At 41.9% G+C, this 13,924-nt stretch carries 8 protein-coding genes, 1 tRNA gene and 1 rRNA gene; 2 read left to right on the top strand and 8 right to left on the bottom strand.

Features of this window, described 5'->3' with window-relative positions:
* Positions 1 to 92 precede the first annotated feature (92 nt).
* Positions 93 to 204 (top strand): 5S ribosomal RNA (gene rrf / locus E0F88_RS29550).
* Positions 205 to 589: 385 nt separating this feature from the next.
* Here rrf and E0F88_RS29545 read toward each other — a convergent pair.
* The 3 genes from E0F88_RS29545 to hpt all read right to left on the bottom strand — a co-directional run bounded on the left by E0F88_RS29545 (position 590) and on the right by hpt (position 2,724).
* A tRNA-Leu gene (locus tag E0F88_RS29545) sits at positions 590 to 673 on the bottom strand.
* A 70-nt stretch (positions 674 to 743) separates the two neighbouring features.
* Entirely contained in the window at positions 744 to 2,144 is a 1,401-nt protein-coding gene (locus E0F88_RS29540; protein WP_131961945.1) for an MBL fold metallo-hydrolase RNA specificity domain-containing protein, read from the bottom strand.
* A 52-nt stretch (positions 2,145 to 2,196) separates the two neighbouring features.
* Positions 2,197 to 2,724 carry a hypoxanthine phosphoribosyltransferase gene (gene hpt, locus E0F88_RS29535; RefSeq protein WP_131961944.1) on the bottom strand — a complete coding sequence of 176 codons (528 nt, stop codon included), beginning with the start codon at positions 2,722 to 2,724 and terminating at the stop codon, positions 2,197 to 2,199.
* 134 nt (positions 2,725 to 2,858) lie between these two features.
* Between hpt and E0F88_RS29530 the strand changes: the two genes are divergently transcribed.
* Entirely contained in the window at positions 2,859 to 4,082 is a 1,224-nt protein-coding gene (locus E0F88_RS29530) for a tetratricopeptide repeat protein (RefSeq protein WP_131961943.1), read from the top strand.
* Between the two features lie 56 nt (positions 4,083 to 4,138).
* Here the strand turns inward: E0F88_RS29530 and E0F88_RS29525 are convergent, their stop codons facing one another.
* The 5 genes from E0F88_RS29525 to E0F88_RS29505 all read right to left on the bottom strand — a co-directional run bounded on the left by E0F88_RS29525 (position 4,139) and on the right by E0F88_RS29505 (position 13,922).
* Positions 4,139 to 5,500, bottom strand: a complete 1,362-nt coding sequence (locus E0F88_RS29525; protein WP_131961942.1) for a dipeptidase — start codon at positions 5,498 to 5,500, stop codon at positions 4,139 to 4,141.
* Between the two features lie 124 nt (positions 5,501 to 5,624).
* On the bottom strand, positions 5,625 to 6,272 hold the full coding sequence (plsY, locus tag E0F88_RS29520; protein WP_131961941.1) for a glycerol-3-phosphate 1-O-acyltransferase PlsY: 648 nt from the start codon (positions 6,270 to 6,272) through the stop codon (positions 5,625 to 5,627).
* Between the two features lie 136 nt (positions 6,273 to 6,408).
* Positions 6,409 to 11,079: a hypothetical protein gene (locus E0F88_RS29515; RefSeq protein WP_131961940.1), complete on the bottom strand. Its 4,671-nt coding sequence runs from the start codon at positions 11,077 to 11,079 to the stop codon at positions 6,409 to 6,411.
* A gap of 65 nt (positions 11,080 to 11,144) precedes the next feature.
* Positions 11,145 to 11,978 (bottom strand): 50S ribosomal protein L11 methyltransferase, encoded by an 834-nt coding sequence (prmA, locus tag E0F88_RS29510; protein ID WP_131961939.1) that lies wholly within the window; start codon positions 11,976 to 11,978, stop codon positions 11,145 to 11,147.
* Positions 11,979 to 12,107: 129 nt separating this feature from the next.
* The gene (locus E0F88_RS29505) at positions 12,108 to 13,922 is read right to left on the bottom strand and encodes a glycosyltransferase family protein (RefSeq protein ID WP_131961938.1); all 1,815 of its coding nucleotides are present in this window, start codon (positions 13,920 to 13,922) and stop codon (positions 12,108 to 12,110) included.
* Positions 13,923 to 13,924 lie beyond the last annotated feature (2 nt).

Below are 13,924 nucleotides of genomic sequence, written 5' to 3'. Positions count from 1 at the left end.
TATTTTATCTCTTCTACTTCCAATATGACATGAAATTCAATGTTAATCATTGAAACTCAAAAGACATTGTTGATAAACCAACAGAAAATCTTGTTGGTGGCTATTGGCCTGGTGTTCACCTCTTCCCATCCCGAACAGAGAAGTTAAGCCCAGAACCGCCGATGATACTTGGGTCAAACCTGGTAAAGTAGGTAGCCGCCACAATACTATTAAACGAAGACCATCTCAAAAGGATGGTCTTTTTGTGTTTAGGACTATCGGCCTGGACGGTGCGACGACTCGCCGAGACGCGAAGTCTTAACCTCTTCCCAGGCTGCGCGCCGCGGTCCCGGCTACGCGCTGCGGTCCCGGCTACGCGCCGCGTAGGTCGGGCCGCGTAGGTCGCCGCCACAATATTATTACAAATCAAAAGCCACTCTGCATAAGGGTGGCTTTTGATTTGTAAGGAATTTTAAAATATCGAATGTTTACTGGCTGAGACAGATTAAATTGATCAAGAGACGCCTGAGAAATTTTAGTGTTAATATGCATTCCATAAAGCAGACCCTATAACACAAAAAAATGCCGCCCTCTTTCGAGAACGGCATTGTGCCGAAGATGGGATTCGAACCCACACAGAGCAACCTCCACACGCCTCTGAAACGTGCGTGTCTACCAGTTTCACCACTTCGGCATTGAATTAGGTCTGCAAAAGTAGCAAGACTTGCTAGGTTTTCAAAGGTTAGCCTTAATAAAACTATAAACTATATTTTAACATTTTCATACAGTGTCGGAATCTGAACTTTCTTATATCCCGCTGAGTTGAGTTTATGCTTAAATGATATTTGCGTATCATATTCACCATGTACTAAAAATATTGTTTTTACCCTTTCCGGAGTTTGACAGGATAGGAAGTTTAACATTTCGTTATAATCTCCATGCCCTGAAAACGAGTCCATAGAAGCGATCTGGCATCTCACGTCAAATTGTTCACCAAAAATATTCACCTGCTGATCACCACGTTTTAATGCCCCTGCCAGCGTATTTGCTGATGCATAACCGACCAACAATATAGTAGATCGTGAATCTCCTATGTTATTTTTAATATGATGCTTGATTCTACCGGCTTCTGCCATGCCTGATGAAGAAATGATAATACAAGGTTCTTTGTTATCGTTTATGGCTTTGGAAGCGTTTACATCTGACACATAATTCAGATAAGGGAAAGCAAAGGCATCACCATCTTTTTCAATATATTCAAGAATATCAGGATTAAAATATTCGTCGTGTTCCTTCATAATCCGCGTGGCATTGATAGCGAGAGGGCTGTCAATGTATACAGGAATCTTTGGAAGTTTTCCTGCACTGGATAGCTGATCCAAGGCGTAGATCAATTCCTGTGTTCGGTCAATGGCGAAAGCCGGAATAATCAGCTTTCCCTTATTTTCAACACAGGTTTTATGAACAATTTGCAATAGGTGTCCCTGCATGTCTGTCTCTTTTTCATGCAGACGGTCTCCATAGGTAGACTCACAGATAATAATATCGGCTTGGGGAAAGACATCAGGCTTACGTAAAATACGATCTTCCGGTCGTCCGATATCGCCTGTAAATGTGACCTGTTGGAAAGATCCTTTATCAGGTATAGTCAAATGGACAGCGGCGCTCCCCAAAAGATGGGCTGCGTCGGTTAATAGCACAGCTACTTCATTATCTTCTCCAAGAAAAAAGGTTTTTCGGTACGGCACTGCTTTAAACATTTCTAATGCGCGCGCCGCATCTTCTGCGTTGTAAAGTTCTTCGAGTTGGGGTCTTCCCTGTTTTTCACGACGTCTGTTTATTCTTTCGAGATCCTGCTCCTGAATATGCGCGCTGTCGAGCAACATAATTTTACATAGATCAAGCGTGGCAGAAGTACAGTAAATGGGTCCCTTAAAACCTTGTCGCACCAGGCGGGGAATGAGGCCGGAATGATCAATATGGGCATGGGAAAGAATCAGATAATCTACCTCTGAAGGTTTAAATCCAAAGTTCTCATTAAATTCATCTGTCTGGATACCCTGAAATAGTCCACAATCCAGTAATATTTTTGTCCCTTTTTCCGTGGTGATAAGATGTTTACTACCCGTAACTGTTCTTGCCGCTCCAAAAAATTGTATATGCATGTTCAGGTTTGTGTTTGTTGAATTGATTATACTATGCTTTGATTACAGACAGTTAGGCCAAAACATAAAGCGCATTTAAATTTCTTCCAAGTCCGTCGTAATCCAGGCCATAGCCAACAACAAATTTGTTCTCTATTTCAAAACCTACGTAACGCATTGCAACCTGTTTTTTCATTGCTTCGGGTTTATGCAGCAAAGTAGCGACTTCGACGGAAGCCGGCTCATACGCCATAATTTGTTCCAGTAGTTGTGTCATGGTAAGCCCGGTATCTATAATATCTTCAATGATAATCAGATCACGCCCACTTATTTTTTCCTCTAAACCAATGATTTCTCTTACATTTCCGGTTGATTCGGTTAGCGTGTATGACGACAAACGGACAAACGTTATTTCGCAGGAAAGAGGAATATTCTTAATCAATTCAGTTGCGAACAAAAATGCACCGTTCAGAACAACGATAAACAGCGGACAGCGACCCTCATAATCCGCATTTATCTGAGCCGCAAGTTCAGAGATACGTTTTTCAATTATTTCAGTAGTAATATACGGTATGAAGTTTTTATCCAGTATGGTTATCATAAGGTTGGTGTCGTATAAATTTGTCTTTCCGGTCAATTAAACCTCTCGCCAATATTAACTCTTTTTTCAAAAACACGACTCTCCGCAAACGTAAAATAAAAATCCGGCGTTAATATGGACAGATTACCCCTGATATGAAATCAATAATAAATATAGTAACATGCTGCATCGTAGCGGGTCTTTCCATCACCTCCGTTTCTGCCCAGTTATATTCTTCGGCTGAGCTGGATAAGAACTATGACATGGTTCTTAAAAATCCGGGAGTGCAGATCGAATCAACAGAAGCAATTAATTTACTTTATAATTTCAGATTTGATGAAGCAGATACGGAGTTTCGCTGGCTGAAGTATCGCTATCCTAAACATCCGATGCCACATTTTCTGATGGGATTGTCGGAATGGTGGAAAATTGTGCCAAATACGGATAATGAAGCTTATGACAAGGCTTTCCTTGCGCAAATGGATTCTACCATCAATCTGGCGGAAGAGCTTTACGACAACGAAAAAAATAAGATAGAACCGGCTTTTTTCCTTGCAGCAGCCTATGCCTTTAAAGGACGACTTTATGCCGAACGTGAGAGCTGGACCAAGGCAGCTTTTGCAGGGAAAAAATCGTTAAAATATTTTGAAATATGTAAAGGCAATGGCGATTTGTCTCCTGAATTGTTGTTTGGTGATGGTCTTTACAATTATTATGCAGAATGGGTACCTAAGGAATATCCGATTTTAAGGCCAATTCTTGCTTTATTTCCTAAAGGCAATAAAAAACTAGGGGAGCAGCAGCTCGAAAAGGTTGGGAACAACGCCTTTTACACCCGGGTAGAGGCCAGGTATTTTCTTTTGCAGATTTATAGTATGGAAAATGAATATGGAAAGGCTTACGAGATGGCCAAATACATGTGGCAAACCTATCCGAATAATCCCTATTTTGAAAGGTATTTTTGTCGGACCGCTTTCGTAACAGGAAAAGCAGCAGAAGCAGAAAAGGCTGCACAAAACATTCTTGACAAAATAGAAAGGAATATGCCTGGTTATGAAGGTGTCAGTGGCCGTAACGCTGCCTACGTGTTAGCTTATTATAACATGCAATACCATCGTAATTATGATCTGGCGTCGCAGTACTATCAAAAAGCGATTGATTTTTCTGTGAAAACCAAATCTCTGAATGCAGGCTATTATGTGTCTTCGCTGATAGGGCTTGGCAAAATTGCTGAGATGAAAAAAAATTATGACGAAGCACTTCGTTATTATAAGCTCGCCGATGATAAAGCAGACAAAAAGTCCAATCAGGATAAAGAGGCTAAAAAAGCAATTGACAATCTCAAGAAACTAAAACGGGAGGAGAGAAGGAAGAGATAAGTTTTTAGCTCACAGTTTACAGTTGCGAAATCTGTAAACTGTGGACTAAAAACTGCTTACTTTTTCAAAGCGGCGTAATGTTTAAAGAATAAAGGAATTGTCTCAATACCTTTATAATAGTTAAAAAGGCCATAGCTTTCATTTGGAGAATGTAAAGCATCGATGTCAAGGCCGAAACCCATTAATATACTTTTCCTGCCTAATTCCTGCTCAAACAACGCTACAATAGGAATACTTCCCCCGCCGCGTGTAGGAATTGGTTTTTTACCAAAAGATTCTTCCATAGCCAAAGCTGCAGCTTCGTATTCAACCGAATCGGTTGGTGTCACGTAGGGCAAGCCGCCATGGTGCGGGGTTACTTTTACTTTAACGGATGCTGGTGCAATTGATTCAAAGTGTTTGCTGAATAATTCACAAATTTCCTGATCGGTTTGATTGGGAACCAGACGCATGGAAATTTTTGCATTTGCTTTGGATGGCAATACTGTTTTAGCGCCTTCGCCGATATATCCGCCCCAAATTCCGTTTACATCCAGAGTCGGGCGAACAGAAGTTCTTTCAATTGTTGTGTAGCCCGTCTCTCCCTCTACGTCGTCAATCTGCAGATCGTTTTTATAATCCTGAAGGTCAAATGGTGCTGCGTTTAAAGCCTCCCTTTCGTCAACACTAAGCTCTTGCACCTTATCATAAAATCCAGGAATGGTAATGTGGCCATCTTCATCTTTCAAAGAAGCGATCATTTCACATAAAACATTAATAGGATTAGCAACCCCGCCGCCATAAACACCTGAATGCAGATCCCGGTTGGCACCAACAACCTCTACCTCAACATAAGTAAGTCCGCGAAGCCCGGTCTCAATCGACGGAACATCATTAGCGATAATACTTGTATCGGAAATCAGGATCGTATCACATTTTAGCAACTCTCGATTTTCCTTAACAAATGTTTCAAGATGTGAGGAGCCGATCTCTTCTTCCCCCTCAATCATCATTTTGATATTACAGGTAAGGGAATCCGTTGCAAGCATCGTTTCCAGGGCCTTGATATGCATATAAAACTGTCCCTTGTCATCACAGGCACCGCGTGCATAAATCCGGTCATTTTTAATAACGGGTTCAAACGGAGGAGAATTCCACAAGTCAAGCGGATCGGCAGGCTGAACATCATAGTGGCCGTAAATAAGCACCGTTGGCAGATTTGGGTCAATTGTTTTTTCACCATACACGACAGGGTGGCCCGGAGTTTCAAAAATTTCAGCACGGTCTGCGCCAGCTTCTTTCATCCGATCCCGGACATATTCCGCTGCTTTGAGCATATCCGGCTTATATTTTGAGTCAGCACTTACGGAAGGGATCCGAAGTAAATCCAGTAACTCATTTAAAAATTTATCGCGGTTTTGATCAATGTAATTGTTCATATTCTGGTTTTAAAATTTGTAACTGATCAGATAAGATCCTGGTTAAAATCGAGGCCAATTTAAAAAATAACCCCTAAGGTTTAATCCTTAGGGGCTGGTATTCTTAAAATATATTTACTAAGCGTTATACTGCTTTTGATTTTTTCAAAAGATTCACTCTGTTTTCATTTCCATTCATCAATCTTACAATGTTTTTCTGATGTGTTAATACAACCAAAACAAACATCACAAAACCAAACACGATTAACAAAGGCTCCGGATGACCAAATACGCCAAGCCAGGAAAGCACAGGAAATGCTAACGTTGCTAAAATTGAACTCAGAGAAACATACTGTGAAGCCAATAATGTGAGTATAAAAATCGTAATACAGACCGATGCCAGCTCAGGATGAATGGCCAGTACCATTCCAAGCAAAGTAGCGATACCTTTTCCTCCTTTAAAACGAACAAAGACCGGAAAAATGTGGCCAACAATTGCGATGATACCAAACAGGATTTTGTACATCAAAAGCTCTGTTTCACCGATAGTGCCCATGTAAAAAAGCATCGAAGCCATGCAGGTAGCTGTCCACCCTTTAAGTACGTCAATGAGCATGACGATTGTCCCTGCACGTTTTCCCAGAACTCTGAAAGTATTGGTAGCACCTGCGTTTCCGCTGCCGTGTTTCCTGACATCAATCCCAAAGTAACCTATTCCGTACCAAACTGAGCTCGGTATTGAGCCTAAAAGATATGCGGCTAAAATCGTTATTATAAATAAGGCAACACTCATTTTGTACTATTCCTTGGTTATTTTGAATTAGACTAGGTTTTTACCAAAAATACAATTGTCTTATGATTTTTGCAAGATAAATGCGAGTGCAAAATTAAGAAATTGTTTGTGAATAGTAAAATAAATACTACATCCGTTAAAAACCCTCTGCCTGTTCTTCTTTCTTTTTCTTTTCAGTAGCAGGCGTTACTTTTTTCTTAACCGCAGACTTAACCAGTTTTGCTTTTTTCACCGCAGGCTGATAAAAGTCGTCAAATCTGTTTACAAAGAGGTCTTTTTCTTCCGGCCTAAGTGAAATCAGGGCCATTTTAGACTTTACATTTTTCGATTTGGCAGTAAGCTGATCATTAAAGTCGAGCTGGGAGGAAACAACACCCAGTTCATTTTGACGGTAATCAAAGAAGTACCAGATGTCCGGTGAAGCCTGCAAAAATAAACTGAATTCATCACCATCAGCAGTTCTCCGGATTTCCAGCACGCCCTCCATCTGGGCATTAATGTTATTTTTGCCAAGATTTGATACCCCAATCGGGCCCCGTGAGTAGTAGGCCGCATGTACAGGTGACCAGTGTAAATTGACATTAGACAATACCATTGGTACATCAAGTATCGGCGAAGCGTCGAATAATGGCTTATAACCTGCTGCCGAAAGTTTGATATAAGCATCTGTTGCTTTGGCACCAATCAGCGCAGCCAGTTTACGGTTAAGCTGGTCTGCGTCATCATCCGCTGCTGTGCTGTTTTGTTCTTCCAGATTTGTTTCAACAATTTTCGCAGCGATAGGTTGTAAAACCGGTTCGAGCGCCGACATTTTCAAAAGCAGCATCGAATTAAAGCTAAATCTTGAACTGTCCACCTGGGCTTCAACAATGCCGCTTGACTGCATCCAGTCTGCACCGGTTAGTTTCAAAGGACCCGAAAAATCGGCAAGGCCGGTTTTATCATCAAACTTTAAAACATTGGATTCATCAATCAAACTGTCGGCACCCATGGGAGGTGTTACCTTAAAGGCCTTGCTGTCTTCGTCAAAGCTCATCGCACCCTGTGCAAGATAAATGTCTTCATCCCCGTCTGAATCTTTGGGAGAAAGGAACGTCATATACAAACCACGTGCTTCGTTGTAATGCAAACCCACAGAAAGCGGCAGCTCGTGTTCGTTTTTAAGATTTTTATCAATTTTAATCGTGATACTTTCGCCCGGCGCTTCCTTGTAAACTATCCAGGAACTCTGAAAATCTTTACGAAATTTCAATACAGGTTTTACAAATCCATCCAGTTTTAAAGAAGGTTCGTAAGCAATCAGATTAATTCCGCCTTTATATTGAATCCTTGGAGATAGGATCAGTTTGTCTGTTTCTTTAATATCGGCACTTGCTGTTGTATAGTACTTCGTGACAGCCGGTTTGTTATCATTTTTTCGCTTTCCCTCACTTGTAGGTCCAATTTCTCTAAGCTCAAAATTTTGCATTTTGATGTTAAATGTATCTTTCCGTGCTGTAATGTATTGGTAAGTTGCAGAACCCTCAAAATGATTTCTCGAATCGATACGGATATCCGCGTCCCGCAATCTGTGCGAGGTGTTCAGTGTGTCAATCTCAATCCTGGCCTTTTTAAGCGGATTTATCTTTCCTTTTGCATCGATACTGATCAGACCGCCATCAGGAATTATTTTTACATCCGCAGTTTGTACAAACGGAACACCTTTAACATTGAGTGTCACTTTATCCACATCATAAATAGCCTCCGACCCCTGGAACGTAAGCCCTTCCTGTTCCGGGTTTGTTGAGGTGTAGGAAGAGGTTTCACCAAATCCCTTCATCAGGATGGTTTTTTTTGTCATATCCCATTTCGCAGAACCAATCAGCGTTTGATAGGATGCGGTGGGAATCTGCATGCCCGATGAATCCGTACCAAATCCTGTTTCGTCAGTCAGGAAATTTGCTATTCCTGTTTTAAAATTAAAATCAATGTTAACGTTGTTTCCTGTCAGCAGTTTTTGCGTCGACTTTTCTCCCACGCTGTTGATGGAGAAAACAGATTTGTTTGCAAGAAATCCTTCCTTGTTAAACTTTATGTCCTGAGAAGAAAGCTCCGAATCCGCACGTTTCAATTTCCCGCTTCCATATAATCCGGAAGAACGAAGCAATAGCCCTCCTTCCAGGCTTGTCGTTCCCTTATGAAAAGAGAAAGATTTTCCCTGCGTGTTGATAAACATGCTGTCGGAATTTGGAAACCAGCGTAGCGTATAATCCTTCAAATCCACCGCAGGAAAGTAACCCTTACCGATTGTTGCCTCTTTAATGCTTGCAATCTCACCCGACGCCATCAGCGAATCGGATGCCAGAAGTACTTCCTTGGCTGTCATAGAAGCGGAAAGGTACTTAATGATGGCTTTCGAATGTAACCCGGAGTTATCCATCACAAGCGTATCCGTAAACCGGGCAAGTGCTTTACCGTTGTAGATCTTCATGTCCGTAACAGGGGGTTTGTATTCAAAACCCAGCGAGTTATCGGGCATGCTTTTCAAAATTGTTTTCAGGTCAGGAATTATTCCGTTTCCGTAAAAAGTACCATCAAAAATAACATCCCGGGTGTCGAGGCCGTCCATATCAATTTTTGGTATTTTAAAATAAACTTCTCTCGGATAGAGTACAGGTTCTCGTTCCGGCTGATCGAAGTAAACCATCATACCATCGGGAACAACCAGCCTTGGCGATTTTTTGCCTTTTTGGATACCCGATTTGTTTGTCGGATCACTCAGATAAAATGTACCGCCTTTTTCATACTTTACATGTCTGCCGACTTCGCCTTTTTGTCCTTTTGCAAATTTCTCTTTCGGAGTAAAAGTGATGGAATCGTTTGGACTGACATTTACAAAAAACTGGCTATAATCAAATTTCAGGTTTTGTCCGCGAAACTGATAATTTGAAGCCACCAGCTGACCGTTCATGCCAAAATTCCTGTTACGGCCAATGACAATTTTCTTGTCAGAGGGTACACCATAAATCTTTAAAGAATCACTGACAATAAATCTGGAAACGCCAAGTACTGTGAGCATCGTGTCACCCAATGTAATTGTGGCATTTGCTTTTTCGTCATCGGATGTAAACTGCGAAACGATCTGGAAGTTATCGTAATCTGCCTTGTCAAGATTGGCCATCACATATAATGCGCCTTTTTTACTTAGGGCAAATTCGTCGGTTGGTTTGTTGTAAATAAAATATCCGTCGAGCGTCAGCCTTTCAAGAGAACGGCGAAGGATCTTTGGGTTTTGCTTGAATTTTGCTGCCAGTTCTTCCGATAAAAAGCTGGATTTTTTTGTTGTGGTCGTATAGTTTGCCGCCAAAAGCATCGGCTGAAATCCGAATTCCTGGCTAATTCCCCGGAAACGTTCTTTTTTGAAATAATCAAAAGATTCCAGTTTTACCGGTACAACCTGTTTTCCGTCAATTCTTAAAAATTCAACTTTTTCATTTGGAAGTTTCCAGCGCATGGCCTGCGACCAGATATTCATTTTATGAAAAGAATCACGATAGGGAAGCGGGCCAAAATCGGTTTTTTCAGCTCGGCCAAGTTTCACCATTCCTTCGTCATCATTATAATTAAATGTGATTCCCGGGTGATATAATGAATCTGTACCTAACGGCATCGTGAAGGCTGCAAGCGGGGAAGTTATTACCGAATCACGTAAAGCAAATTTCTTGCTCACCACCTTAAAAGCTGGTTTATCCTTATAAGTAACGGCAACAGTTGAAGGTTCGTCACTTAGAGAAGAACTGTACATAGTCGTTCCGATCAGTGCGTAACCACCCTTGTAACTGATGTTTTTTCTGGTTGCCTTAAGCCGGGCATCAATGCCATTTGAAACAAAGCGTGGATAAGCGACTGGCTGGCCTTTTATCTTTTTCGTTCCCCGGTATTCAACTGTGCCTTTTACAGGATTAGCCAGTTGCTGGTCGTGGTGTAAAGTTGTGTTTTCTGCAAGAATTTTTGGCTGGGTAATGTTAAAAGAATAGGCATCAAGGTCTGCATAAATCGATGAATCGCCCGCTGCTGCCCAGGTAAAACGGCCACCTTTACCAACAAATATGCCGTCGCGGAGGGAAACATTTCCGGTCGTCGGCCCAAAAACAACTGAATCGCCCGCTGCAACCATCCCGAAAATAGCATTTTGTAATTCCAGTACTGCACCGGAAATAACCGGCAGCGGATTGGATTTAGGGGTAATAACAAAGTTTGAATCCACAGGTGTGTCCCAGCTGTCATTGGCCGCGGCAATAGATGCCTGTTTGTTGGCAGCTTCTGCATTTGTGGTATCAAAACGGTAGCGATAGGTACCGCCAAGCAGATAAAGCGAGTTGTAATTGGTGGCGTAAAGCTTATTGGTTTCAGTCAGTGTTTTGATGGTTTCAAGCACTTTCTGATACGACTTTGCATCATACTTTTCTCCTGCCTGCGCTGCTAAATCAAGAAAGCCGTCAAAAGTTGCTGGTGACTGCTTTGCAAAAGTGTGCGCATTGCGGGTAAGCAAAAACAGGATCGGGCCGGCTTTTTGGCCTTTCGCGGTTTGAGTTCGTACAATTCCTATAAATTTGGCCTGCTGCACAGGAGTGACCGAGGACATCCAGATACTGTCCAGTTGTGCAGCCGCTCTGATAAATTGCGGGTTGCGGCTTCCATCCATCATTTTTCGCAGCTGAATAATAAACTGACCGGGTTCTTCGGCAATTTTCTGGTTCTGCGCAATAACGATGTTCCCCGCCAGGAGTAGGATAAAAAGGAAAAAGCAATATTTAAAAATTTTCATGTGTTATAAAAAGTACTTTTCCGTGTACTCCGTTTCCCGGTTGCGGGGATTTTTTTGGAGTTTGTTTACAACTTTTCAAATACAACGGTTGCCCACTGGTTACGCGTATTCGATCTTAGTTTTTTTAATCCGTTTTCTTCCGCACAGCGCTCAATATCAGCCTGATCGGTTTCATAGAATCCGCTGGTTACCAGCCATCCGCCGGAAGCCAGGTGCTGTACATATTTCGGAATTTCGGCGAGAAGAATATTGCGGTTGATATTGGCAAGAATGCCGCCAAAAACCAGTTCCGGCTTTACACCATCAATTGTCCCCTGAAAAACTTCTGCCTGCTCCGGCAGGCTGTTCATGGCAAAGTTTTCAACCGTATTTTCAACAGCCCATTCATCAATATCAAAACCAAGTAAATGAGTTGCCCCCAATTTATAAGCCAGAATTGTCAGAATTCCGGTCCCACAGCCAACGTCCATTACCGATAGACCAGCATGTGGAAGGCTAAGCTGTTCATTCATAACGAGCCACGTCGTTTCATGATGACCGGTCCCGAATGACATCTTGGGTTGAATCAGCAAATCGTATTGAAAGGATGGATTTGGCTCATGAAAAACAGCCCTTACCCGAATTTTGTCTCCGACTTCGATTGGCTCATAACTTTTTTCCCACTCCTCGTTCCAGTTCTTTCTTTCTAACGATTTCCAGGAAGTCGCTATTGTTGTCATTTCCTGGTATTTAGCAACTATTTCTGCGATTTTTGTTTCGTCAAAATCCTCTTCCTGGATATAAGCCAGCAAACCCTCGTCGGTTTCAACAAAAGATTCAAAACCAGCTTCTCCAAGTTCCGCCATTAATATCTCTGTAAAATCAGATTCGGTCTGTATGTCAAGTTCTACGTAGTTCATTGAAAAATGTTATGTAATATATGAATGTGAAGGTGTTGAAAATTTTCAGTAATGCAAGGTTTGAATAAAAGAAACGCCCGCAAATACCAGAATTGAAGGTATTTGCGGGCGTTTTTAAAACAATAAATCTTATGGTTTCCGTCTTTTCGCAGCCAGATCGTGTGCAGTATCGTAGTAGGAACGCAAATTCATCCAGTCAAAAACATCAGAAATATTTTCAACCCGGTTACGCTGCATGATCCGGTCGCGGCGCTGCATTTTCACAAATTTGAAAAGAATGTCAGCCATTTGATCAGCTGCCTGTGTATATGTTTGTGATTTTCTGTTGATTACATAAATTCCGCGGTTTTCGTAATCCCGCATAATCTGCATGATATAATCTCCAAATCCCGACAAATCGCTCGTTACAGTAGGCACACCTCTCACCACACATTCCAGCGGCGTATAACCCCACGGTTCATAATAACTAGGAAAAACACCCAGGTGGCAGCCCCGCACAAACTGGCCGTAATCGAGGCCAAAGAGCGGATTGGTTGAGGAGATAAAATCGGGGTGATAAACAATTTTTACGCGGTCCCGCTCATTATTTACCAGATTGGCCTTTTTGCAAAAATCTGTAATGCCATCTTCTTCTTTCAAATCATGCGTTACAAAAGCAGGAAGTTTATCTGTTTTCCAGGTTTGAATTGTACGACGGAGACGGAGACGCCAGTATTCATCAACAAAATTATTCAGATCGGGCATTTTGTGGTCAGTACCAGAGGCAGTCGCGAGAAAGAGTTTTTCACCAACCTCTTTTTCAATAGCCGTACAGGTTTCCTGTAATTCATTCAGAACAGCTCTGGATTGAAGCACGTCCGGATTGATAGAAGTAAAAGGCTGTTTGGTCACAATGAACATTACAACGGTCATGTCCATATTAGCCTGCACCATTTTCCAGTTTAACCTGGCCAGTGCTTCCAGCGTCAGATCATAACCCTTATTACTATATTCGTAACGTCCGGAAGTAAAAAAGTAAAGTGTTTTATCTAAATCAAAAGAATAACTTGGGAAGAAATGCCCAAGAACAAAATCGTGAATCCTCTCTTTGAATTTTAAATGCAGATTTTGAAATTCGTGTACAGCCTGGAAACGGACAACATTAAGACCATTCGGCGTAACGAGATCCGGCATTCTTCCAAGGAAGACCTCGCATTCACGTGCTGTCACATCGCTTACTGTGGTGAGTACATGTGCACTGAGCGCGGCTTGTCTTTCAACTGAACATTGGGCAAGTATCCCATAATTTTTTGCTTCCTGCTCCCAATCGAAAAACGGCAGTTTATTGTAAAAACCGCTTACGTTTTGAGCAAGATAACGCCCCAGCATGGTGGCATGGGTGGTGAAAGTCGTCGCAATTTTTACATTTTCACGTTTTAGATCAGGAAGGCCGCTGCTCGCCATCCATTCATGGAACTGCGCGTAAATTTCTTCACGTTTTGCATTGTCCTCTGCGTATTCTTTCAGGAAAATCCTGACCATTTCACCGAAACAAAGCGTTTGGTTGACAAGGGGCTCAACATTGATTGTAGGGATACGATTGTATTCCCAAAGATTGAATTTGATCGTATCCAGCTCATGGCTGATACTATCCAGATCAAATAATATAACTCTTGGCTTGCCGGTTACCAGCCAGTAGCCATAATGCACAATATACCCCATTTCACGCATTCTCTTGGCGGTACGTCCGGCAGGAGAATCGTCCATGTCTGTTATTTCTTCAAATTCAGATGAAGCTTTTTTCTCGAAATATGGCCCCATGAGAAAATAATTATCTTCCCACTTTTCAACCATTGCCGGCACTTTGGTTCTAATAACAGTATAAATTCCTCCAACCTGATTACAAACCTCCCATGCTATTTCAAAAAGGACGTTATTTTTAGTGGTTTTGACAAATGGTTCCAATA

Source organism: Dyadobacter psychrotolerans (genome assembly GCF_004349265.1).
In the GTDB taxonomy this organism is placed as follows: domain Bacteria; phylum Bacteroidota; class Bacteroidia; order Cytophagales; family Spirosomataceae; genus Dyadobacter; species Dyadobacter psychrotolerans.
Note: the sequence above shows the minus strand (reverse complement) of the source record. Positions and strands in the feature narration are given on the sequence as shown.

What these genes read in the sequence shown, in the direction of transcription:
- E0F88_RS29515 (WP_131961940.1), bottom strand. Translation starts at nt 11,079, where the DNA reads ATGAAAATTTTTAAATATTGCTTTTTCCTTTTTATCCTACTCCTGGCG.
- prmA (WP_131961939.1), bottom strand. Translation starts at nt 11,978, where the DNA reads ATGAACTACGTAGAACTTGACATACAGACCGAATCTGATTTTACAGAG.
- E0F88_RS29530 (WP_131961943.1), top strand. Translation starts at nt 2,859, where the DNA reads ATGAAATCAATAATAAATATAGTAACATGCTGCATCGTAGCGGGTCTT.
- E0F88_RS29525 (WP_131961942.1), bottom strand. Translation starts at nt 5,500, where the DNA reads ATGAACAATTACATTGATCAAAACCGCGATAAATTTTTAAATGAGTTA.
- hpt (WP_131961944.1), bottom strand. Translation starts at nt 2,724, where the DNA reads ATGATAACCATACTGGATAAAAACTTCATACCGTATATTACTACTGAA.
- E0F88_RS29540 (WP_131961945.1), bottom strand. Translation starts at nt 2,144, where the DNA reads ATGCATATACAATTTTTTGGAGCGGCAAGAACAGTTACGGGTAGTAAA.
- plsY (WP_131961941.1), bottom strand. Translation starts at nt 6,272, where the DNA reads ATGAGTGTTGCCTTATTTATAATAACGATTTTAGCCGCATATCTTTTA.